This window comes from Nitrosomonas sp. TNE100, assembly GCF_055387135.1.
This window is the reverse complement of the sequence record NZ_AP040997.1, coordinates 1,652,180-1,675,500: the sequence shown is the minus strand read 5'-3', so window position 1 is coordinate 1,675,500 and position 23,321 is coordinate 1,652,180. Positions and strand designations below refer to the sequence as shown.

Genomic DNA, 23,321 nt, shown 5'->3' with positions numbered 1-23,321 from the left:
ATTCCGTATTACAACTCCGTGCGTTCTGACTGCACTGGAGTTTTCGTTCAAAGGTGGAAACTCTGATGCATGCACAACATAGGAGATCAGCTTAGGTCTAGTCTCCAAGTATCGGCTAAGGAAGAAGCTAGAAATAGCCACCAGCAATGGAGATACAATCTTCGCTATCGTTTCAATTTCTATATTCAAAGCAACCCCTATCTGTCTGTCATGCCCATTATTTTCTAGCAAGTTTTATCTATACAATTATCCAGGGCTGGACATTTTAGTCCCACTACAAAGTGGGACTAAACACGTAGTTCTACCGCATACCGGGGAGCATTCCCTTGACTGCTCTCATCATTTTTGCCATTCCTCCCTTATTCATCATTTTCATCATCTTGCGTGCCTGCTCAAACTGCGTAAGTAAACGATTGACTTCCTGTACAGAAGCACCGGAACCTGCAGCAATACGGCGTTTGCGGGAGGCTTTGATGATTTCCGGTTTGGCTCGTTCCTGAGGCGTCATGGAGTTGATAATGCCTTCGGTACGATTGATAACTTTCTCATCCACATTCATGTTCTGGGCAGCTTGACTGAGTTGGTGCGGCAATTTATCCAGCATGGCACTCATGCCCCCCATTTTTTTCATTTGCTGAAATTGCTGCTGGAAATCATTCAGATCGAAGCCTTTACCTGATTTCATTTTTTTCATCAGGCGCTCTGCTTCTTGCTGATCAGTGGTGCGTTGTGCTTCCTCGATTAATCCGAGCACATCTCCCATGCCTAGGATACGCGAGGCCATGCGATCAGGATAAAAGGGCTCCAATCCGGTAAGTTTTTCAGCAACACCGGCAAATTTAATCGGCTTACCAGTGATGTGCTGGACGGACAGTGCCGCCCCTCCGCGTGCGTCACCATCAAGTTTGGTAAGAATCACCCCGGTCAGTGGCAACACTTCCGCAAAAGCCCGGGCGGTATTGACTGCATCCTGTCCCTGCATGGCATCGACAACAAACAGTGTCTCAACCGGTTTCAGCAATTGTTCCAGCTGGCTGATTTCTTGCATCATGGCCTCGTCGATACCCAGTCGCCCAGCGGTATCAACGATTACTACATCATGATGATGCTTGCGTGCGAAGTCTAGAGCAGCAGTACTGATTTCAGCTGGTTGCTGGCCGGTTTTTACCGGAAAGAAATCGGCTCCGGTTTGCTCGGCCAGAAGTGCCAGTTGTTCAATTGCGGCTGGACGGTAAATGTCACAGGATACCAGCAGCACTTTCTTTTTTTTCTGTTCCATCAGCCACTTTGCCAGCTTGCCACTGCTGGTGGTCTTGCCGGCACCCTGTAGGCCTGCCATTAAAATGACGGCAGGTGGAGCAACATTCAGATTGATATCCGCTTTGTCTCCACCCATGATGGCCATCAGTTCTTCATGGACAACGCCGATGAAAGCCTGCCCGGGAGAGAGTTTACCCAGTACTTCGTGGCCAATGGCGCGTTGTTTGACCTGTTCAATAAATACTTTAATTGCAGGCAGGGCGACATCGGCTTCAATCAAGGCTATGCGCACCTCACGCAGGGCTTCCTGAATATTGCTTTCGGTCAGGCGTGCTTCACCACGCAGAGTTTTGATGACGCCGGAAAGTCGTTCGGTTAAATTGTCAAACATGTAGGCTCCTGTTGAAACGGTATCCGCTGGTGAGAGTTGTTCCCTATGCTAAACTTCATGGAAACTGTCAAACAGCACTTCAGCTTTATCCGGACGAAGGGTAGACTGGTTGTTTTCCACCAATTGTTCAGATAGATTGCCAATGCCCAGTATTCTAACTTATCTCAGTACTTCATTGCTTTACGGGATTGCCGGATGGTATTTCTGGCAAACCTTGCGTACAGTTGCGCCAGCGTTGCAGGCGAATGCTGCAGGAACGGTTCCGAATGTGAAGTTACAGCAGTTTATGATGCTCATTCCTCTGGTGATGCATGGCGTAGTGCTTTACCGTTCGGTATTTATGGATGATATGCTGAGCTTTGGTGTCGGCAATGCCATTTCAGCTATTGTATGGCTGACTGCCTTGATTTATTGGGTATCAGGTTTTTTATCCTCGCTGCAGGGATTACAAAATCTCATCGCGCCGATTTCTGCCATAGCGGCGATCGCTGTTCTGATTCCACTGTTACTGCCCTCCGTCCATCCGCTAGCACATGCCGGGATGACGGCTTTCAAGGCGCATTTGCTGACAGCAATGCTCGCTTACAGTCTGTTTACGATTGCTGCCCTGCATGCAGCTCTTATGACGCTTCTTGAGCGTCGCCTGCATCATTCTGTTGTGTCCTCGCTCTTTGTACAGTTGCCGCCGCTGCTGGTGATGGATAAAATGCTTTTCCGCCTGGTATGGATCGGGTTTATTCTACTTAGTCTCACTTTGCTTAGCGGTATCGTGTTTTCAGAGGAGCTGTTTGGCAAGTCGGTACCGTTTACGCACAAGTCATTATTTGGTTTCATTTCCTGGGGAATATTCGCAGCCCTGCTCGCTGGTAGACATCTGTACGGATGGCGTGGACGTACTGCCATCCGCTGGATGTTGGCTGGATTTGTTGCGCTTGTTCTATCCTATATTGGTAGCAAGTTTGTACTGGAAATTATCCTCAATCGCTGATCGGATTTGTGGAATAGTTTAAAAATTCCTGCTCTGCCGTTATTGATAGGAATTATCAATTAACCGAACTTGCTTGTGCCCATAACTATGGGTTTCCTGTCAATAAAGCACCTTGTAATTGATGAATACCTTTGAAGCCAATATCCGGATGCTGGATGAGTTTACGGATGTCTTGTGGCTGGAAGATGGTTTGTCCCGTAATACACTAGCCAGTTATCGGGCTGATCTGATGCAGCTGGTTGAATGGCTCAGTCGGCGGGAACAGACAAATGGGTTATTGAATGACGTAACGCAGGCTGATTTATTGGCATTTCTGTCCGACAGGATTGCGCAAGGGGCGAAAGCAAGCACTGCCAGCAGGGCATTAGCCTGTATCAGACGGTTTTACCGGTATCTGCTGCGCCAGGGAAAGATTCTTATCGATCCTGCTGTAAATATAGATAGCCCGAAAGTTTCTCGTCATCTCCCCGTGAGCCTGGCTGAATCTGAAGTAGAAGCGCTATTGGCAGTCTCGGATATCAAGCAACCACTCGGATTGCGAGATCGTGCCATGCTGGAGATACTTTATGCTGCAGGGTTGCGTGTTTCCGAGCTGGTTAGTTTGGCCATTTCTCAAGTCCGCCAGGATATGGGGGTGGTGCGTATTTTGGGTAAAGGCAACAAGGAACGCCTGATTCCTTTGGGAGATGAGGCACTGTACTGGCTGGATTTATATCTGCGAGAAGCGCGTCCGATACTGCTGGCTAGTAAGCACAGCAATATGTTGTTTGTTACAACCCGGGGAGATGCCATGACTCGCCAGGCGTTCTGGTATCTGATCAAGCGCCATGCGCGACAGGCAGGGATTGTAAAACAACTGTCGCCACATACGTTGCGTCATGCATTTGCTACCCATTTACTGAATCATGGTGCTGATTTGCGAGTGGTCCAGCTGTTGTTAGGTCACAGCGATATTTCTACTACACAAATTTATACGCATGTTGCACGTGAACGACTCAGGCAATTGCATGCCCGCCATCATCCAAGGGGAAAATTGTAGCGGCAACGGCGCCCTACAGTGGACCCATCAGTCTTATGGGCCGCACAATGACGGACACGCTAACTATTACAGTCGGCGCGTTCGTCATCATAGACACACTTATTTTAAAAGTGCCATTTAGCTGTTGCGTATCAATCTCTGGTTTCTATTTGTACCAGAGGTTCAGAACTTGTTGTATCCGGTTCCGCTAAGTAGCTGGGTCTGATACGCGGCCTTTTGACTGGTGCCAAGGCTTCTTCTGGTACTTCGGCTATTTTATCCGGGGCTGTTTCTATCATGACCAGTCCACTTTGGGTGAGATCAGGTAGTTCGATTGGCTGACGGGATTCCGAAGCAGCCTGTGATCCAGTATTTGATTCAGCATCGGTATTTATTGGCTCGATTACCTTGGCAGAGGCCACTTCCTGCTCTGCTGTAATATCGTCGACTGATGCTATCGACGTAATATGCTGAGTCGGTTCTGTGGGGGGCAGGAATGAAAGCTCCCTATCTTCCTTGCCATCAGCAGAAGGTACAACTGGCTCATTATTTTCACTGCTTGTAATCTGGGTTACCTCTCCCTGTTCAGTGGTTTTATTTGCATCTGTCCGCTCTTCCCGATCACGATGCAGACCTCCACGACGACGGCGTGAACGGCCTCTCCTATCTGTTTTTCTTTCACTGACAGAATCCCCTGCAGGCGTTGTGCCTTCTCCGGTTGTCGTTGCATCAGGCAGATTACTTTCCGCTCCCGATTCTTGTAACTGATCTTGCCCTTGCCGGCTGGCTTTATGATGATGATCATCGTTGCTCGTGCTTTCAACGGGATGTCCAGTTGATTGTTCAAGTGACGGCAGATTGCCTGCCTCCTGTAATGTCTCGCTTGCTGTTGTTCCCGGAATATTGTTTTTTGTACGCTTGTTGCGACCTCGATCGCGCCTGTTTCGGCCTCGTTCGCTACGGAGAGGTCTAGCTTGGGACTCCTCTGCTGTCTGTTCAGGTTCTACCCGACTGCTGCTTGCCGGTCTGAACAGACTGAAAAATTTGTCCAGGAATGAAAGTTGTTCCCGGGGTTTTTCTTCTGGGACTGGTGCGGGTTGTTCGGGTTTGATACCAGTTACGGCAGCTTTTGGCCGGATTGCCTTGAGTTCTTGTGAAGTAGATGGCAGTGTGATTTCTTCAGTGATTTTCTCCACCATTCCATAGCTTGGCGGCAATTCTGTTGATTTGACATCCTCATGACGCAGCCGGTTAATCGTGTAGTTGGGTGTCTCCATGTAGATATTGGGGATCAGGATGATGCCAACTTTCAGGCGTGCTTCAAGCCGGTATATTTCTGATCGTTTTTCATTCAGCAGGAATGTGGCGACATCAACCGGCAACTGCACCTGCAGCATGCTAGTCTGCTCCTTCATGGCTTCTTCTTGGATAATTCTGAGTATGTGCAGCGCAGATGAATCTGTTCCCCGGATATGGCCGGTACCATGACAGCGAGGGCAGGGGATGTAGTTGCCTTCCCCGAGAGAAGGCCGCAGACGCTGACGGGATAATTCCAGCAATCCGAAACGGGAAATTTTGCCGATCTGGACGCGCGCACGATCCAGGCGCAATGCCTTCAGCAGGTTGGTTTCCACTTCCCGCTGATTGCGGGTGACTTCCATATCGATAAAATCAACGACCACCAAGCCTCCCAGGTCGCGCAAACGCAATTGCCGGGCGATTTCGTCAGCAGCCTCCAGATTGGTGTTGAGTGCAGTGTTTTCTATATCAGAGCCACGTATGGCGCGCGCCGAGTTAACGTCAATTGAAACCAGTGCCTCGGTATGATCAATCACAATCGAGCCACCGGAAGGCAGTGTGACCTGGCGAGAATAGGCTGTTTCAATCTGGTGCTCAATCTGAAAACGAGAAAACAGAGGAATATCGTCCTGGTAGAGCTTTAGCCGGTCAACGTTTGCCGGCATGACATTGGCCATGAACTGGTATGCCTGCTCATATATTTCAGGGTTATCAATCAGAATTTCGCCGATTTCCGCATGGAAATAATCACGAATGGCGCGAATTACGAGACTGCTTTCCTGATAAATCAGAAAGACACCACGCTCACTACTGGCTGCTCCCTCGATTGCACGCCAGAGTTGCACCAGATAGTTCAAATCCCACTGCAATTCCTCTTCGTTGCGCCCAATACCAGCGGTACGCGCAATGATACTCATGCCATCGGGCACCTGAAGATGGTTGATTACTTCACGCAGTTCTGCCCGTTCTTCCGCACTGACACGGCGTGAAATACCTCCCCCTTGCGGGTTGTTGGGCATCAGAACAAGGTAACGACCAGCCAGTGAGATATAGGTGGTGAGCGCAGCACCTTTATTTCCGCGTTCATCCTTGTCAACCTGTACAATCAGCTCCTGGCCTTCGCGCAGTAGTTCACCGATACGGTGACTGGATCGTTCGGTATTTTTGTCAAAACAGGTGGGAGCGATCTCCTTATAGGGTAAAAAACCATGGCGCCCGGCGCCATAATCAACAAAAGCCGCTTCAAGGCTTGGTTCAAGGCGGGTAACAGCAGCTTTATAAATATTGCTTTTGCGTTGTTCCTTGCCCAGGGTTTCAATATCAATATCAATGAGCTTCTGCCCATCTACAATAGCGACACGCAGCTCTTCGGGCTGGGTCGCGTTGAATAACATGCGTTTCATTTAGTGTCTCCCGCGCTCGGTGTACGGGTAAACCTTTCGTTCACTGTCAGTGTGGCATCCTGGTATTTTTGCACAGATTTGTCTGTGGCCAGAGTGTTGGACATGGTACAGATAATGGTTTCGATATCCTGTTGAAATAGATCAATCGATAACTGTCACTCGGCATTTTGATCCCCGGCTGGCCGGGTCAAAAATGAGTGAGACACAGGGCCGGCAGAGAACATACCTTGTATGGTTGGGTATGGGATCAGGAACTTGAATCTATGTATATGTCGAGCGCGTAAATTAATTACCATCGCTACTTTTAAATATGGTGAGCGACATTAACCAGCCGGAAACTGGATTCATCCAGCGTATGAAAACGAAACTCCGGGTATATGACTTCTTAATAGACCACGCAATCGCTTCATGGTGAAAAAACAGATTTACAGGAATTTGAGTTTGAAAAGTATAGGTAAAAGTGGGGCGCCCGGTAAAGAGAAAATTATGCCGGGCATTATATCGGAACATGCGGTTGTTAAACAGGTTGATGAAACAGCCGAAGGCCAACGTATTGACAATTTTCTCATCAAAGCTCTCAAGGATATACCCAGACGTCATATTTATCAATTGCTGCGCAGCGGGCAGGTGCGTGTTAACAGCAAGCGCATTGATGCAGGCTATCGTTTGCTGCTGAATGACAAGGTGCGCATTCCACCCGTTCTCAAGCTGGCAAAGCCAATATCCCGGCAGGCGCCTTACCGGGCAGAACAATTTGATACTCTGTATCAGGATGATTATCTGCTAGTGATCAATAAACCAGCCGGAACCGCAGTTCATGGAGGCAGTGGCATCAGCTATGGTGTGATCGAGCAGTTGCGCAAACAGCGCCCGGACTGGAAATTTCTGGAACTGGTACACCGCCTTGATCGTGAAACGTCAGGTGTGCTGCTGCTTGCCCGGAAACGGCAAACTTTGCTGGAGCTGCATAAACAGATCCGCGAAGGGACAGTCCGTAAACATTACCTGACACTGGTTCGTGGGAAATGGAAAAATTCGCTACAAAATGTCCGCTTACCTTTGTATAAATATTTGACTGCAGAAGGAGAGCGGCGTGTGGCAATAGCTACCGGCAGGAATGATCATGACAAAGTGCAGCAGGCTTATACGCTATTTGCTCTACAAAAAACCTGGGAAGCTTTCAGTCTGCTGGATGCCGAACTTAAAACCGGACGCACCCACCAGATTCGGGTGCATCTGGCGCATCTCGGTTTTCCCATCGCCGGGGATGATAAATATGGTGATTTCGGGTTGAACAGGCAATTACAGAAGGATGATGGAAGTGGTCTGGTATTAAAGCGTATGTTTCTGCATGCTTCGGTATTTGTCTGCACACACCCGGTAACCGGCGAACTTTTGCGCCTGGAAGCACCCCTTCCGGATGAGTTACGGGTATTTTTGAGAAGTCTGGATCCGTATTTCAAGATACCTTGATGTTTTTATCAAGAAATTGGGGGTTATCTCTATACAAATTTAGTGCAGCAATCCGGTTGTTGTATCAGTTCCATCAATCAGATTTTTGCTGGCAGTGGATGTCTGTGTTTGTTGTGACTTCAACACGGAAACCAGTGCAGGCCAGATATTATCAAGCATTTTTTCCTGCGCCTGGGCAGTGGGGTGTATACCGTCCGCCTGAAAAAATCCGGTTTGATCGCCAAAACCTTCCATCAGGAATGGAGCCAGTTGTAATTGCTGATTCTTTGCCAGGCGCGGGTAGATATCACGAAACTTTTGCGTATAACTTATGCCATAATTGGGCGGTAATTGCATGCTGATCAAGAGTGGGGTGGCGTTGTACTGTTTGCAGGTCAGGATAATCGCTTCCAGATTCTCGTAAATGGATGAGATTGAACGGCCTTGCAAACCGTCATTTGCTCCCAGTGCAACGATGACGATATCCGGTTTATTGTTTTTAAGTGCCTGTTCTATCCGTTTGCGCCCGCCTAAGGTGATTTCCCCGCTGATACTGGCGTTTATCACCTTGTAACCAGCGGATTGGCTTTGTAATCGCCGTTCCAGCAGATTTACCCATCCGGATTGCGGTGGCAGCCCATATCCTGCGGACAGGCTGTCCCCCAGCACCATGATTTTGGTGTCTGTTCCCGACCAGGCTGAATTGAATGGAAAGGTACCGAATAAACATAATATGACAAACAATAGTTTTTTCATGGCTAGAAAGTTGATTGTTGAACAATTGGTTCCTGCAAATGGTAATGATCAGCCTATCATACAGGCTAGCAATTTAACTAAAGAGGTTGAAACAGGGGGAGAGCGGCTGATTATTCTGCAGGATATCAATCTGCAAGTCAGTGCGGGAGAATCAATTGCTGTGGTTGGCGCTTCCGGCTCGGGAAAGTCGACCTTGCTGGGTTTGCTGGCAGGGCTGGATGTGCCAACCCATGGTACTGTTTTTCTGGATGGAGAAGATATTTTCAAGCTGGACGAGGATGAACGCGCCAGTTTGCGTGGCAGGCTACTGGGATTCATGTTTCAATCATTCCAGTTGTTGCCGTCACTGATTGCGCTTGAAAATGTCATGTTGCCACTGGAGCTATCAGGTGCTGACAATGCCCGTGATATCGCACATGACTGGCTGGTGCGGGTAGGGTTGGAAGAAAGAGTTGGCCATTATCCCAGACAGCTTTCTGGAGGGGAGCAACAACGTGTGGCGATTGCACGGGCTTTTGTCACTCATCCTAAAATGTTGTTTGCCGATGAGCCGACTGGTAATCTGGATGTGGCAACTGGAGCCCAGATTATTGATCTGATGTTCCAGATTAATCGAGAACAGGGAACCACACTTGTTTTGGTGACGCATGACAAAAATCTCTCTGCCCGGTGCTCCCGGGTTATCGAACTGGTCGCCGGTCGGGCAGTTGATTGATGGGTACCATGCAACACCACGATTTTCCTGAAAGACTGCTTTTTAGAAGTATCCTGATGTGAATCAGCTACCCTGGCTTCCAGTCATTCTTGTTTTGAATTATCTGTCCGAGGTCACCCTGAAATGAACATGATCAGGCTTTCTTTGCGCATGCTGCTGCGGGACTGGCGAGCGGGAGAGTTGTATATCCTTACGCTTGCACTCGTTATAGCGGTGAGCAGTGTAGCAACCGTCAGTTTTTTTTCAGATCGGGTGCAAAAAGCACTGGTGCTGGAAAGTAATCAGTTATTGGGCGGAGATCTGTTGGTAACTTCCGATAGTCCTGTACCACCCTCTTATGCTGAGCACGCAAAGCAGATCGGGTTAAGGACTACTCATCTGGTCAGATTCCCCAGTATGGTCAGTTTTGGTGACAATAGCCTTCTGACAAGTATCAAGGCAGTCGCGCCAGGTTATCCGCTGCGGGGGGAACTGAAGCTGGCCAATCCACCGACAGAAGAAAATATTGCCCAATCCATCAGGATTGCCCAGGGAATCCCTAAACCTGGAACAGTTTGGGTGGATGAGAAGGTGATTAATGCATTAAAAGTGACTTTGGGTGACAAGATTGAGGTAGGGGCTGCTGAAATGACAGTGATGTCCATGGTAGAAAGTGAGCCGGATCATTCTGTCGGTTTTGTCAGCATGAATCCCAGATTGCTGATGAATGAGAAAGATCTGGCTATCACCCAGCTGATCCAGCCTGGTAGCCGGATTAACTATCAGCTTTTAGTAGCAGGAGATGAGACGCAGGTAAGAGAATTCAGGCACTGGGTCAAAGACAGGTTGTCTCCAGGCGAACGTATAGTGAGTATTCAGGAAGCGCGTCCAGAAATCCGTTCGGCGCTTGATCGCGCTGGCAAATTTCTCAATTTGGCAGCCCTGGCCAGCGTGGTAGTAGCAGCAGCTGCTATTGCCCTGGCTATTCGCCGTTTCATTCAACGTCATCTGGATGGCTGTGCGGTCATGCGTTGTCTGGGTGCGACTGAATCTGATCTGCTACGCTTGTATTCTTACTACTTCATTATGCTGGGTTTGGCTGCAAGCCTGTTGGGATGCATATTTGCCGTGCTTACCCAGGAATTTTTGTCATACTGGTTGGAGGAGTTGATCGGGGTTACATTGCCATTACCGAGTACGTTGCCTGCTATCCAGGGGATGTTGACTGGTATGGTGTTGTTGCTGGGTTTTGCTTTACCGCCACTCCTGAATTTGCGACAAGTACCTGCATTACGCGTGATCCGGCGTGATCTGGAACTGGCCAATATGCACAGTCTGGCTGGCTATGGGTTCGGGATAGTCATACTGTCCATATTGTTCATCTGGAAGGCTGGATCATTCAAGCTGGGAATCATGATCATGCTGGGCTTCCTGCTGGCGGTCATCTTCTTTGGCCTGTTCGGCTGGCTACTGATCAGACTGTTTCTGCTGACCCGCCCGCCGGGTTCTGGCCCGTGGAGTTACGGGCTGGCCAATATTCGAAGGCGGGCTATTCCCAGTCTGGTACAAGCTACTGCACTGGGGCTGGGGCTAATGGCATTACTGACATTGACGCTAACGCGCAATGATCTACTCCAGGACTGGCAAGCACGTCTGCCAGAGAATGCACCCAATCGGTTCTTGGTTAATGTTCAGCCGGATCAGCAGGAGAGGTTGATGGTATTTTTCGATGAACATGCTATTCCACGACCGAAAGTTTTTCCGATGGTACGTGGTCGGTTGTTAGAGATCAATGATCGAGCAGTAAATCTCGAAGATTATCCTGATCCACGGGCAAAGCAGCTAATCAATCGTGAATTCAATTTATCCTGGACAGATACGTTGCAACCGGATAATGAAATTGTGGCTGGACGCTGGTGGAGCGAGGAAGTGATCCCTTCTGAACACGAGTTATCAATGGAGGAAGGGTTTGCCGAGACACTTGGCCTCAAACTGGGAGATCGTCTGAGTTTTTATACGGGGGGCGGGGATTTCTCGGCAACAATTACGAGTTTGCGCAAGGTGGACTGGGATACATTCCAGGTGAATTTTTTTGCTGTAGTTCGTCCGGGATTGCTCGACAATTACCCTGCAAGTTACGTCACCAGTTTTTATTTGCCCCCTGATAAGATCCAAATCATGCAGGAGCTGACTCGTATTTTTCCAAATTTCCTGATTATTGATGTGGCAAGTGTGATTGAACGAGTACAAAATATGATTGGGCAAGTAACGCACGCAATTGAATTTGTATTTCTATTTACTCTGCTAGCGGGGTTTGCTGTGATGTATGCTGCGATTGCTTCAACTCAGGATGAAAGAATTTATGAAGCCGCAATTTTTCGCACACTCGGAGCAAGAAAGCAGCAGCTTGCGCGTGCGTGGGCAGTGGAATTTGCAGTACTCGGGGCGCTGGCAGGTTTTTTTGCGGCAGCAGGGGCTAGTGTACTTGGTTACCTGATTGGCAAATATGCATTGCACATTACTTATTCACCCAGCCCATGGATTTGGGTAATCGGCGTACTGGTCAGTATAATCAGCGTGACAGCATTTGGCGTGATTGGAACACGTACAACCTTATCCCAGCCACCGTTACAGGTCCTGAGAAAATAGTGTAGTTATTCGACATCTGATTTTGAATTGGGTAGTGGCTGCCAAAGTCAGAGGACGTAACGAAGCTTCTATTCTATAAAAAGAGCCAGGAGCAGCCTATGCAAATAACCCGCACAAAACTCCCGTAACAAATCGATGGAAAGCAGTATTGCGTAATTACTTCTCTATGGTGTGAGTGTTATTGTGAGAATCAGCTGATTCTTTCTCCGTGCTTGATACTTCGGATGGATTATTGGGTGGATCCAGGAGGGGAATATCAGGACCGTTTTCTGCACGATCGCGATACAGTGCGGCGCGGCTCAGTAATATAAGCGTTACCGGCGTAGTTACGGTTACAAATGCGCCGATCAGCAGGTGGTGCAGAATGAGCCGTGATTCCACTACACTGAAATAGACAATCGAAGCGATAACAATACCAGCTGTCCCCCAGCTTGTTCCTAGTGTGGGCGCATGAATACGGTCGTAGAAGCTGCGCAAACGATAGAGCCCGAAAGAACCAATCAGAGTTAATCCGGCGCCAATAAGCAGAAAGATGGCAATGAGTAACGCGGCCCATAGGGGCAAATCGCTGGCTTGATTCATTCAATTACCTCTCCGCGCATTATGAATTTAGCAAGTGCCACTGTTGCCACAAAACCCAGAGTTCCAATAATCAGTGAAATTTCAAAATATAGTGGATTTCCAGTACGTATGCTAAAAACGAGCAGCAGCAACATCGAGTTGCTATAGAGTGCATCCAATCCCAGTACGCGATCCTGGGCACGCGGCCCTCTGATCATGCGAACTGATGCTAGCACCATGGCAATTGCCAGCGCGATCTGTGCGATAGTGGCGGCCCAGAAGAGTATAGTGGCACTCATTCAAATATCTCCCGTAACAGGTATTCATAGCGATTTTTGATCAGATTTAACCAGGCGGTTTTATCGACCAGATCAAAGATGTGCAGTATCAGGATGCTGCGCGTGGAGTTGTAGTCGATCCAGGCTGTGCCGGGGGTGCTTGTTATAATGACAGCCAGGATAGCCAATCCGGTAGGGTCGCGCAGATCAAGCGGAATAGCCATGAAACTTGATTTCCCGATCCGTTTACCTCCATGCAGAATAATGCCGGCGACAGCAATATTGGAACGCACAATATCATAAAACACAATTGCAAATAGCTTGGGGAGTAGATCCCATCGCCTGAGTCGTGGTTTTACTGGGCTCAGTGCCGCCAACCCCAGCGCAGCAATAAGGGCGGTTATCAAACCCAGTAAAAACTGATTGAGGGAGAAGCCAGCCAGCATCAGCCATGTGATAACCAACGAAACAACAAGCAGTGGATAAGGGAATAGTCTGCTCATTCTACTACCTCCATTGGCGGTGGCAGCATGGTTGGCGCATTCATTACACCTTCAATATAAGGCTGAGGTGCATGCAGGCTGATTGCTGTTGCTTCCATGAAACGCATTACCGGCCCTGCTTGTATAGTCAATACAAGCGTTGTACATAGCAACACAGCAACCGGTATGATTTCGATAAACAGTACCCGTGGCAGCGTGGTGTCGACCGAGGGTGCCCAGAAAGCATGGATGCCAGAGCGACTCATGGCAATCAGTGTAGCTAATCCGGAAAGAATCAGTAGTGCCATGAACCACCAGGACGTTGCCGGGATAATATCTATCTGGCTTGCTATATCAGGGCTAAATATAGCGGAGAGGATGACGAATTTGGCAATGAAACCCGAAAGAGGGGGGAGGCCAACTAGCAAAATGGCACAAGCTGCAAAGCAAGTGCCGAGAACAGCTATCGTTCGAGGGATGGCCACTCCTACAATTTCCTCATTCTCTATTTCCTCATCCTGATAACCGAAAGCTTCCATGGTAACGGCCAGCACGCTAGCTGCCAGGTTTTGCCCTCTTTCAACCAGTTCGATGAGCATGAATAATGCGCTGATTGCCAACGTGGAGCTCACGAGATAAAACAGAGCGCCGGCAGTCACCTCGGCTTGTACCAGACCCATGCTTGCTAGCAATGTGCCAGATGAGATCAGCACTGAGAAACCAGCAAATCGTCCCAGAGTCTGTGAAGCGAGGACACCGACGGTGCCAAAGCCAATGGTTGCTAGACCACCATACAAAAGTATCTGTGCTCCTGGCCCTTCTGAAAAACCGGGATTACTTCCAAAAAAAAGTAGTGCCAAGCGTAACAACACATAAATACCAACTTTACTCATGATGGCAAAGATGGCAGCTGATGGTGCCGGCGCTACGGCGTAGGTTTCGGGCAACCAGAAACTCAATGGCCACATGCCCGCTTTAATCAGGAAGGCCACACTCAGAATGGCTGCCCCGGATTCCAGCATCGTTTGGTTTGTTTCATTGATCTGTGGGATGCGTATGGCGAGATCAGCCATATTGAGGGTGCCGGTAACACCATAAATCAGAGCGACCCCGATCAGGAACAGGAGTGAAGCGACGAGGTTGATGGCGATGTAGTGTAACCCCGCCTTTACCCGGAGCAAGCCCGATCCATGTAATACTAATCCGTAGGATGCAGCCAGCATGACTTCAAAAAACACAAAGAGATTGAACAAGTCCCCGGTCAGGAATGCACCATTCAACCCCATCAACAGTAATAGGAACAACGTATGAAAATGCACTCCAGCCTTGTGCCAACGCCCCATTGAAAATATTAAAGTGGGCAGAGCAAGCGTGGCAGTCAGGGCCAGCATCATGGCGGACAAGCGATCCAGTACCAGATTGATAGCGAATGGAGGCGGCCAGTTACCGAGCAGATAGACAGCAATTTTACCCCCACTTGCTTCATCATCCGTGTGAGTAAAACGTAGCAGCAGAACCGAGATTGCCAGCAGAGCAACAGTTGACAGAATGGATAGGGAAGCCTTCAGCTTACGTCCGCGATCATCAAGAAAAAGTTGTAATGCACCAGCGATGAGTGGAATCAGAATAGGTGCGATAACAAGATGTTCTGGAGACAGTTTCATCGGTCCGATTCCTCGCCATCTACATGATCGGTACCTGTCAGGCCGCGCGAAGCTAGCAGAATAACCAGAAACAGCGCTGTTGTAGCAAAGCCAATGACAATCGCCGTCAAAATCAGTGCTTGGGGCACTGGATCAGCGAAGGTGGCCGGATCAACCCGGACACCGGTCTGTGTAACGGGTGGCCTGCCCACTATCAGCCGACCGGCGCTGAAAATGAACAGATTGACGGCATAAGAGAGCAATCCTAGCCCGATAATGACCTGATAAGTGCGCGGACGCAGCAGTAGCCAGACACCTGATCCAACCAGTATTCCGATACCAAGCGATAGAATTAGCTCCATCAGTTGTCCTCTCCGGTTTTGGCAGATTCAATGGCACGCGCACGGTAACTACGGATCGACTGGTGTGCAATAGCGATTAACATCAGGGCGGTTGCGCCGACCACCAGCAAAAGAACACCCAGATCAAAGAACAATGCAGTAGCAATAGGTATTTTGCCGATCAGTGGTATCTCCAGATAAGTGGAATGAGAAGTCAGAAAGGGGAATCCAAACAACCAGGATCCCATCCCAGTCAATGCCGCCAGCAGCAAGCCAAGGCCAATCCAGCGGATTGGCAGGATGTGCAAACGATCTTCCACCCAGCGGGTACCACTGGCGAGATATTGCAGCAGGAGACCGATAGCTAGGGTGATGCCAGCGGCGAACCCACCTCCCGGCAGATCATGGCCACGCAGAAATAAATAGATAGCCAGCAGGATAATGAACGGGAACATCCATTGCATGAGCACGGTGGGTACCATCAGGTAATCGTACACAGTCTCACCAACCTTGCGATCAGGCTGACGATCATCAAAGTCATTTTGCATACGTTGTTGCTCCGGAATTTCAATACTGTCCGGTGCAGGGCGGAAGCGCCGCAGCAGCGCATAAACAGTAAGTGCCACAATACCTAGTACCGTAATTTCTCCAAACGTATCAAAGCCACGAAAATCAACCAGAATAACATTGACAACATTGTTGCCGCCGCCTTCTGAATAGGCCCGTTCCAGAAAGAATCCAGCAATGGTTTCCGGCAGTTCGACGTTGGTCGTTATTTTATAGGCAATTAGTGTCATTCCTCCTCCACAGCTGGCGGCGAGTACAAAATCACGCAATCTGCGTGTCCGCGCAATCAGTGTTGTCGCATTGTCAATTTGTTCCATCCTTTTTGGTAGCCAGCGTAAGCCAAGCAGGATCAGCACAGTGGTAACGATTTCAACCAGCAGTTGAGTAACCGCCAGATCAGGTGCGGAAAACCAGACAAAAGTGATACAGGTGGCAAGGCCCGCCCCCCCCATCAGGATCAGTGCAGCCAGCCGGTGATATTTGGCCTGATACGCGGCTCCGAGTGCACAAGCGATTCCAATTCCCCAGAGTATTGCAAAAGCGGGATCAATCCCGGCAACCGCTATCAGGCTGAAATCAGGATCTGTTTCGAGGAATGGCCAGCATCCCGCAATTAACGCGATGAAAATAACCAGAAACAGTTGTGGCTGCAAACGTTGTGTGCCGAATGTTTCCTCCATCCAGCGTGCCCAACGCCAGGAGAGTGCAACCAGTGATCGCTCAAAAATTCGCTGGCCCTTGAATTGCCGTATGCCAGGCGGGCCATCTTCGCTTTGGGCGAGGTAATTTTGTAGAGCCCGGTAGAGCAGTGTGCCACTGACAAGCGCCGTTATGCTCATGATCAGAGGCGTGTTGATACCGTGCCACACGGCGAGGCTATAGAGTGGCGTGTATTCGCGCAATACCGAAGTCACAGCGGTATGCAGATAAGGGCCGATGGCTATGCTAGGGATTATGCCAATAATGAGACAGGCGAGTACCAGAAATTCAATTGGTCGCCGCATCCAGTGGGGAGGTTCATGAGGTTCTCGGGGAAGCTCCGAAGGTTTGGGACCAAAGAAGACAGTATGAATAAAGCGTACGGAATAGGTGACCGAAAAGGCACCGGCAATCGTGGCTGCATAGGGGAGTACGCTATCCAGTACAGAGCCGGAATGTTGCCCGAGTGTTGCAGAAAAAAACATTTCCTTCGATAAAAAACCATTGAGAAGTGGTACTCCTGCCATGGCTGCACTGGCCACCATAGCGAGCGTAGCTGTAATCGGCATGTAGCTGAAAAGCCCATTCAGTTTGCGCATATCACGCGTGCCCGCTTCATGATCAATGATGCCGGCAGCCATAAACAGAGAAGCCTTGAAAATAGCATGGTTCATCATATGAAAAATTGCAGCCACCGCAGCCAACGGGCTGCCAAAACTGAGCAAGGCCGTAATCAGGCCGAGATGACTGATGGTCGAATAGGCAAGCAACCCTTTGAGATCTTGCTGGAAGATAGCGAAGTAGGCGCCGAGCAGAAACGAACCCATACCAGCCAGCCCCAGTATAAAAAACCATTCATCGGTGCCGGATAATACCGGCCATAACCGAGTAAGCAAAAACACACCCGCTTTTACCATGGTTGCTGAATGCAGGTAGGCGGATACTGGTGTTGGTGCTGCCATTGCATTAGGTAGCCAGAAATGAAATGGGAACTGTGCACTTTTGGTCAGTGCACCCAGCAGGATGAGTACCAACACAGGAACATAGAGCGTATGCTCCCGGATTGTGTTGCCAGAGGCCAGTACATTGTCGAGATCGTGACTGCCAGTGATGTAACCGATGAGAATCAGCCCGGCAAGCAGACAGAGCCCGCCGGTTCCGGTGATGATCAGTGACATGCGTGCGCCATCACGCGCTGCTGCATTGTGATGCCAATAACCGATCAGTAGAAATGAAAAAATACTGGTGAGTTCCCAGAAGATCGCCAACAGGATTAAATTTCCCGCGATGACGATCCCCTGCATGGCACCGGCAAAAGCCAGTAGAAAGGAGAAAAAACGCGGAACCGGATCTTCGGGAGACATGTAATAGCGTGCGTAGAGCACCACGAGAAAACCAATACCAGTAATTAGAATCGAAAACATCCAGGCGAAACCATCCATCCTGAGTGTGAAATTCAGATCCGATCCGGGCAGCCATTCGATTTCGTTACGGAGTATTTCTCCCGTTGAAATAGATGGATAGAGGTAAGCAACGATTGCAAATGAGGCGATCGTTACGCACCCTGATAACCATGCTTCCGTATTACGGGCATTGGCTGGCAACAGGGCTGCCAGAGCGCTTCCGGCAAAGGGCAACAGTATCAGGAGAAAAAGGAGGTTCTCGCTGTTCATCTTTAGGTAAACAATGTAAATGGCACTGCCGGGAATACTAGCAGAATTAAATATGGCTATCAGTTACCGCATGGTGCATAGAGCGGTATCCAATAAAACAACCGTATGTAGCAACCGGAACAAACATCAGACATGCTGGAAATTGTTAGCAGTATCGCAGATAGAGACTTCGTGATGGCTACAAATTTCCGGAAATTATACTAATGATAATCTGATAACAGCTGCCAGATTAAAAATAACTTCCCGATTCAGTTTTATTTTTATCTGGCCAGTTTATGCAGAAAGCATCAATGCTGTGGCACAAAAAATAAAATTGGAAGGTGAACTACAAGTAGAAAGACTCCTGCACCACCTCCCCACGTTAGCCAAATAAACAACTAAAATGGCGAAAGGTAAAAGGTGAGAGGAATAGAAGATGCAGATGAGTTTTGGATTCCTGAAACTGGCGTAACGTCTGAAACAAAACAACGTGCTGATGAAGATTGGCGCGTTGACTGACTGGGGAGCGTTACGTCCGATGCTTACTGGTTTATACAAGCGCGAGCTATCAAATGGTGGAGGGCAGAAACCATTTGGCATGCTGATGATGTTGAAGGCGATTCTGCTTGGTCAGTGGCATAGTTTGTCGGATGCGATACCGGATGAAACCGCTCTGTGTCGGTTTCGCAACCGCCTGGTGGTCAACGACAGGCTGGATGGTCTTCTGGCCTCTATCAATGAACAGATTCAATCACACGGTTTGATGGTCGTTTGATGGTCAAGGGTACGACGGGTGCGGTGATTGATGCCACACTCATTGAGTCAGCGGCGGGTCCTAAAAAGATCATCACAATCACACTGGAGGTGGATGCCGAAGGTAAGACTGTTCAGTTTGAGGATGGTAGCCAGCCGGAAATCACCTATATCGAAGAACAGAGTGCGGATGCGACCTGGCTCAAAAAAGGTAAAAAATCGCATTTTGGCTACCGCAGTTACATGGTGGTGCTACGTGCGCGGGGTGCATACCGCTCCTGCCAACCAGAGCGAAATGGTACATTTCGAAACAATCATCGTTGGCGCGCACATCGAGGCGAATCGAGTGTATGTGGATAAAGGTTCAGTAAGCCAACGCCAATCGGCAGTTTCTGAAAGAATACAAAATCAAAAGCGCGATTATGCACTGGGCATACAAGAATAAACCACTCTCGGCACGACAGAAGCTGGTAAACAAATTGATCAGTAAAAAAACGCTATATCGTCAAACAGTGTTTTGGCACAGCCAAACGCCTATTTGGAATGGGGGCGCGCCAGCTACTTCGGCACGATAAAAGTCAATGCCCAAGTCGTGCTGAAAAGCATCTGCATGAATCTGAAAAAAGCTGCCAACAAAATTTTTGTGGATGAGCCATTCAAAAGGGGAGTAGTCCGCCTCAATGCAGCATAAGGGTGAAAAACTCCTTTGAAGAATGAATAAAACTTCATTTTTCTGTTAAAAGCGCACAAGAGTATCATTTGGAAATCCCCTTCGCTACTACAACAAAATTATCAGAGTTATGCAGAGGTCTTGAGATGTAAATGAGCAGAACCCGCGTGCAGCAGCATTTTATTTATCCAATGGGTCTGTTATCTGGTTGCTCACTAACTGATTCTCAAGGAATGCCTTTCCCGCTGCTACATTTGAGTGAGGGTAGCCAGAGTGCAGCCTAATAATTCGGTCAACGGGGTTCTATCCCGATTTTACGGACACTTCAGAATAGCCTTTTCGAACTCGGTACGGGGTACGGCCTTCATGTTTTTCTTGAGGGGAGTGATGAGTTGAAGGTCTTGTTGGGCCAGTGTTTCAGTGAGCTAAATTTCAGTGTACCATCTCCCACAGCTAATTCAGGTGCATTCTGCAGACCCCGCTGTGCGAGGCCTCAGATTATTGAGTCATGGTGCACACAAGCAGAATAGTTATGTTCGCGTAGCGCACTGTTGGGCGGAGATGTTCTTGCGGATACTCTCCCAAATCAGGTCTTTCTTTTGGTCAACATTCCAGGTTAATCAATATTTCTAGTGAAGGACTTGGATGAAGATGAATTCCGGGATTCTGTTGTGGCTGCGGTCTCGGGACCCTGCCAGAGCGCATGAATGAAAATTACTAAATAGCTTTTATCAATCAGTGCCCCGGCTCGCTCAATTTCAGGAAGCAGCAATGCGTGTAATTTTTGCAAGTTGTACCAAGGTACACCAGGGCGGGCATGATGTCCGATGTGATAATTGATGTTATTCCAAAAAAATGAATTCAATTGATTACTGATGATCGTCCGAGTTCCTACCAATGGTCCAGCATCCCAAGGACAGCCATAATGTTCAGCGATGAATCGCATGCTGTTAAAAAAACCAAAAAAAATAAGTGGCCAAAACCACACATTAAATACTTGATTTGTAATACTTTGGGAGGCTGCCCAATCAAATACGGCCCACATTACAACTATGTGAAGCGCTATCTCACTCCAATGGATCAACGCTTTCTTCCCACGCAAAATCTTTAGTGGAAAAATTAATGTAAACTGAATTGCAGTCAAGAACACACCAATGATTGCGTAAGCATAGAAAAGTATGAAATCGCCTACTCCACGTTTTCCCATCGTGAATGCATCCGGATCTTTCGAAGTGCGATTATGTCTATGATGAATAAGATGGTCTTCCTTAAAGGAAGTAAATGAAATAATGAGTGGAATCATTGCGAAAATTCCGAATGCCTGATTTTTCCAGCGAACTTTAAACAAAGTGCTGTGTGTACAGTCGTGCATAAAAGTCACAATCCCCATCTGTATGTAGCCCATTCCCAAGTAGCATACCCAGGTCGACGCCCAATAGCTTGAATTCCAGGCGATGATTCCTAGTGCAATCCAAATCCCGTAGAAAAGAGGAATTTTCAGATTTGGTACCCAACGATGCAGATAGAGTTGCTTTAATTCCACGGAATTATTGAAAGTGAGTGGGAGCTTATTTTGCTCATGCGAGGGTCTAAATATTTCTGACCTTTTTGTTTTGTGGGCTGGCACGGGTGCTCTCTTGGAGGTGAAATTCCTCCCGTAAGTTGACTACAACGAAGCTACGAGGATAGATTCGACTGTGGAAACTGAGCCGCTCCGGGCACTCGGTAGTTTGAGTCAGTCAATTCTGACTGACCTTTCCAGTTGATGATAATACGCTTTTCCTAATTCAGCTGGGAACTATGATCAAATCTGGTGTATGACAAAGAAAAAGGAAGTGGTGTAACCTGTTGGTAAAGATCTGGCGGATCAACTACTGGAAAGGAAACACCATAATGACAGATGATACTGTTTTAGAACTGAACGATCCAGAACAAAATGACTCGCTGCGGGTAGTTTTGCGGGAAGGCGCGCGCAAGTTGCTGGCAGCAATGATTGAATCGGAAGTGGCTGCTTTTATCAAACAGCAGGGTGGTTTAGATCTGCCTGATACTGCGCGACCCAACGACGAATCGCCGTTTCCCCCACCCCCATCGTTTTGGAGACCTCGCTCACACTAAGGTTGTGATCCTTGATCATGTGAACAACTTTCAATTTAAATTGAGTGTCAAATTTCCTGCGTGCTTTCATTAGTATGTCCTCTTAAAGTGAATTTTATCCACCTATCGAGGTGTCTGTTTAAATTAGATCACTACAAATTAACTTAGATTAAGCTTGTCATGCAGCGTATTAGGCTGGATCAGCCGGTCTGTCCGGGGGAGGTGTTATCGCATCTGACTAAACCGGGAGGAGATGATTAAGTCGAGATGAGAGATTTTCTGATGGCGGCGCTTGCGGCACGGACAGGCATTATCAATTTATCTTACTGTTGAAAAATACCCATTATCAATCAAGGATAGAAAATAAGGATGCAAAACTTTACCGATGTTTTTTCTAATTGCATGCAGCATGTTCGCTGTTTCCAGGTTGCGGTAACGATGGCGATATTTTTTTCTGTGCAGGTTTATGCACAGGAAACCGGCCCTTCATCTTTGCTACTGTACGCTGCGCGGGTTTTTGACGGAAATGAAATGCACAGTGGTTTATCGGTGCTGGTAAAAGATGGGCGCATTGCAAGAATCGGGCCGCGTCATTCATTCAAGGTGGGTGATGCATCAACTGAGATTGATCTGGGTGATGCAACCTTATTACCAGGGTTTATCGAATTACACGCGCACTTGACCTTTCAGAAAGTGCCGGTAGATATCGTGTTGAGGCATGGGGTGACCACGGTGCGAGATGTGGGTGGTCCTGTGCACCAGCCTTATGGGGGAGATGGCAGTTTGCGTGTGCTTACTTCAGGACAGATTATCACCGCGCCGCACGGATACCCGATCATTACGATGGGCGCCAGGGGTTTGGCGATTCCTGTTACCAGCGAAGCAGAAGCACGGGAAGCCGTACGCCATCTGATTGGTGAGGGTGCAGTGGTCATTAAGATTGCACTTGAACCCGGCGGGGAAACAGGTGCGCCCTGGTCTCCACATCATGGTCACGCACACCATGATACTGCGCATACCGTGCAGGCCGACTCTCATCATCACGCATATGCCGCTTCGCATGGCCAGTCGGCATGGCCCATGTTGTCAGAGCCCGTTGTCAGGGCTATTGTCGATGAAGCTCACCGGCATCAGCGTAAGGTATCGGCTCATGTGGCGGAGTCATCGGGTGTACAGGTAGCGTTGAATGCCGGAGTCGATGAATGGGCGCACATGCCTTGTGATCTAATTCCTGAGCCGTTGCTGAAACAAGCCAGAGCACAGAATGTTACGATCATCGGTACGCTCGATACCCTCTCAAAATGTGACGGGATCGCGCACAATGCAGCAATTTGGGCAGAACTTGGTGGTGAATTGCTGTACGGAGCGGAAATTGCTCACCCTGATATTCCCTGGGGAATCGATGTACAAGAGTTGATGTATCTGATGCATCTGGCAAAAATGAAGCTGCCGGATGCATTGCGGGCAGCCACGGCAAAAGCCGGTCAGTATCTGGGTATTCCCCTGCTGGGGACAATACAACCTGGCGCCCCGGCTGATTTGATCGCAATTCGCGGCAATCTTGAGCAGCAGTTGAAGCGGCTGGAATATCCCGATCTGGTGATTTCCGGTGGACAAGTTATCGTTAACCATTTTGGCCCACAGCAGTAGGGTGCTCCGGGTGAGTCA

The 23,321-nt window shown here is 48.6% G+C and carries 20 protein-coding genes and 1 pseudogene; 9 read left to right on the top strand and 12 right to left on the bottom strand.

Annotation, left to right across the window (positions count from 1 at the left end):
* Positions 1 to 301: 301 nt before the first annotated feature.
* Positions 302 to 1,651 carry a signal recognition particle protein gene (gene ffh / locus ACZ5EJ_RS07905; RefSeq protein WP_160803401.1) on the bottom strand — a complete coding sequence of 450 codons (1,350 nt, stop codon included), beginning with the start codon at positions 1,649 to 1,651 and terminating at the stop codon, positions 302 to 304.
* Between the two features lie 142 nt (positions 1,652 to 1,793).
* On the opposite strand from ffh, the gene ACZ5EJ_RS07900 reads away from it, so the two are divergent.
* Positions 1,794 to 2,639 (top strand): cytochrome C assembly family protein, encoded by an 846-nt coding sequence (locus ACZ5EJ_RS07900; RefSeq protein WP_160803400.1) that lies wholly within the window; start codon positions 1,794 to 1,796, stop codon positions 2,637 to 2,639.
* A gap of 121 nt (positions 2,640 to 2,760) precedes the next feature.
* Positions 2,761 to 3,678, top strand: coding sequence for a site-specific tyrosine recombinase XerD (gene xerD / locus ACZ5EJ_RS07895; RefSeq protein ID WP_160803399.1), 918 nt, complete (start codon positions 2,761 to 2,763; stop codon positions 3,676 to 3,678).
* Positions 3,679 to 3,809: 131 nt separating this feature from the next.
* On the opposite strand, the gene ACZ5EJ_RS07890 is transcribed toward xerD, so the two are convergent.
* Positions 3,810 to 6,359, bottom strand: coding sequence for an Rne/Rng family ribonuclease (locus tag ACZ5EJ_RS07890; RefSeq protein ID WP_160803398.1), 2,550 nt, complete (start codon positions 6,357 to 6,359; stop codon positions 3,810 to 3,812).
* 486 nt (positions 6,360 to 6,845) lie between these two features.
* On the opposite strand from ACZ5EJ_RS07890, the gene ACZ5EJ_RS07885 reads away from it, so the two are divergent.
* Entirely contained in the window at positions 6,846 to 7,832 is a 987-nt protein-coding gene (locus ACZ5EJ_RS07885; RefSeq protein WP_074685413.1) for an RluA family pseudouridine synthase, read from the top strand.
* A 39-nt stretch (positions 7,833 to 7,871) separates the two neighbouring features.
* On the opposite strand, the gene ACZ5EJ_RS07880 is transcribed toward ACZ5EJ_RS07885, so the two are convergent.
* Positions 7,872 to 8,567 (bottom strand): arylesterase, encoded by a 696-nt coding sequence (locus tag ACZ5EJ_RS07880; RefSeq protein WP_143032859.1) that lies wholly within the window; start codon positions 8,565 to 8,567, stop codon positions 7,872 to 7,874.
* Here ACZ5EJ_RS07880 and ACZ5EJ_RS07875 point away from each other — a divergent pair.
* Together ACZ5EJ_RS07875 and ACZ5EJ_RS07870 are read left to right on the top strand one after the other, a co-directional pair.
* Positions 8,566 to 9,282, top strand: coding sequence for an ABC transporter ATP-binding protein (locus ACZ5EJ_RS07875; protein WP_074685411.1), 717 nt, complete (start codon positions 8,566 to 8,568; stop codon positions 9,280 to 9,282). The two genes, ACZ5EJ_RS07880 and ACZ5EJ_RS07875, sit on opposite strands and share 2 nt — an antisense overlap.
* 129 nt (positions 9,283 to 9,411) lie before the next feature.
* Positions 9,412 to 11,910 (top strand): ABC transporter permease, encoded by a 2,499-nt coding sequence (locus ACZ5EJ_RS07870; RefSeq protein WP_464556873.1) that lies wholly within the window; start codon positions 9,412 to 9,414, stop codon positions 11,908 to 11,910.
* A 156-nt stretch (positions 11,911 to 12,066) separates the two neighbouring features.
* On the opposite strand, the gene mnhG is transcribed toward ACZ5EJ_RS07870, so the two are convergent.
* The 6 genes from mnhG to ACZ5EJ_RS07840 are packed head-to-tail and all read right to left on the bottom strand — an operon-like array spanning position 12,067 to position 18,154.
* Positions 12,067 to 12,492, bottom strand: a complete 426-nt coding sequence (gene mnhG, locus ACZ5EJ_RS07865; RefSeq protein WP_074456159.1) for a monovalent cation/H(+) antiporter subunit G — start codon at positions 12,490 to 12,492, stop codon at positions 12,067 to 12,069.
* Positions 12,489 to 12,770: a K+/H+ antiporter subunit F gene (locus tag ACZ5EJ_RS07860; protein WP_011634748.1), complete on the bottom strand. Its 282-nt coding sequence runs from the start codon at positions 12,768 to 12,770 to the stop codon at positions 12,489 to 12,491. Before ACZ5EJ_RS07860 ends, mnhG begins: the two co-directional genes overlap by 4 nt.
* Positions 12,767 to 13,252 carry a Na+/H+ antiporter subunit E gene (locus tag ACZ5EJ_RS07855; protein WP_160803397.1) on the bottom strand — a complete coding sequence of 162 codons (486 nt, stop codon included), beginning with the start codon at positions 13,250 to 13,252 and terminating at the stop codon, positions 12,767 to 12,769. Before ACZ5EJ_RS07855 ends, ACZ5EJ_RS07860 begins: the two co-directional genes overlap by 4 nt.
* Positions 13,249 to 14,895 (bottom strand): monovalent cation/H+ antiporter subunit D, encoded by a 1,647-nt coding sequence (locus tag ACZ5EJ_RS07850; RefSeq protein WP_464556872.1) that lies wholly within the window; start codon positions 14,893 to 14,895, stop codon positions 13,249 to 13,251. Before ACZ5EJ_RS07850 ends, ACZ5EJ_RS07855 begins: the two co-directional genes overlap by 4 nt.
* The gene (locus tag ACZ5EJ_RS07845; RefSeq protein WP_074456157.1) at positions 14,892 to 15,236 is read right to left on the bottom strand and encodes a Na+/H+ antiporter subunit C; all 345 of its coding nucleotides are present in this window, start codon (positions 15,234 to 15,236) and stop codon (positions 14,892 to 14,894) included. The genes ACZ5EJ_RS07850 and ACZ5EJ_RS07845 overlap by 4 nt, the downstream gene beginning before the upstream one ends.
* Positions 15,236 to 18,154 carry a monovalent cation/H+ antiporter subunit A gene (locus ACZ5EJ_RS07840; protein ID WP_011634744.1) on the bottom strand — a complete coding sequence of 973 codons (2,919 nt, stop codon included), beginning with the start codon at positions 18,152 to 18,154 and terminating at the stop codon, positions 15,236 to 15,238. Before ACZ5EJ_RS07840 ends, ACZ5EJ_RS07845 begins: the two co-directional genes overlap by 1 nt.
* Before the next feature lie 454 nt (positions 18,155 to 18,608).
* Between ACZ5EJ_RS07840 and ACZ5EJ_RS07835 the strand changes: the two genes are divergently transcribed.
* The 3 genes from ACZ5EJ_RS07835 to ACZ5EJ_RS07825 all read left to right on the top strand — a co-directional run bounded on the left by ACZ5EJ_RS07835 (position 18,609) and on the right by ACZ5EJ_RS07825 (position 19,577).
* On the top strand, positions 18,609 to 18,908 hold the full coding sequence (locus ACZ5EJ_RS07835; RefSeq protein ID WP_464557727.1) for a transposase: 300 nt from the start codon (positions 18,609 to 18,611) through the stop codon (positions 18,906 to 18,908).
* Positions 18,908 to 19,246 (top strand): hypothetical protein, encoded by a 339-nt coding sequence (locus ACZ5EJ_RS07830; RefSeq protein ID WP_011634742.1) that lies wholly within the window; start codon positions 18,908 to 18,910, stop codon positions 19,244 to 19,246. Before ACZ5EJ_RS07835 ends, ACZ5EJ_RS07830 begins: the two co-directional genes overlap by 1 nt.
* Before the next feature lie 157 nt (positions 19,247 to 19,403).
* Entirely contained in the window at positions 19,404 to 19,577 is a 174-nt protein-coding gene (locus tag ACZ5EJ_RS07825; RefSeq protein ID WP_242500163.1) for a hypothetical protein, read from the top strand.
* A 302-nt stretch (positions 19,578 to 19,879) separates the two neighbouring features.
* Here the strand turns inward: ACZ5EJ_RS07825 and ACZ5EJ_RS07820 are convergent.
* The 3 genes and pseudogenes from ACZ5EJ_RS07820 to ACZ5EJ_RS07810 all read right to left on the bottom strand — a co-directional run.
* Positions 19,880 to 19,981, bottom strand: a pseudogene (locus ACZ5EJ_RS07820) (IS982 family transposase); the annotation flags it as partial.
* Positions 19,982 to 20,172: 191 nt separating this feature from the next.
* Positions 20,173 to 21,183, bottom strand: a complete 1,011-nt coding sequence (locus tag ACZ5EJ_RS07815; RefSeq protein ID WP_011634741.1) for a fatty acid desaturase family protein — start codon at positions 21,181 to 21,183, stop codon at positions 20,173 to 20,175.
* 390 nt (positions 21,184 to 21,573) lie between these two features.
* Entirely contained in the window at positions 21,574 to 21,693 is a 120-nt protein-coding gene (locus ACZ5EJ_RS07810; RefSeq protein ID WP_369596170.1) for a hypothetical protein, read from the bottom strand.
* A gap of 329 nt (positions 21,694 to 22,022) precedes the next feature.
* Here ACZ5EJ_RS07810 and ACZ5EJ_RS07805 point away from each other — a divergent pair, with 329 nt between their 5' ends.
* The gene (locus ACZ5EJ_RS07805; RefSeq protein ID WP_464556868.1) at positions 22,023 to 23,303 is read left to right on the top strand and encodes an amidohydrolase family protein; all 1,281 of its coding nucleotides are present in this window, start codon (positions 22,023 to 22,025) and stop codon (positions 23,301 to 23,303) included.
* Positions 23,304 to 23,321: the final 18 nt, after the last annotated feature.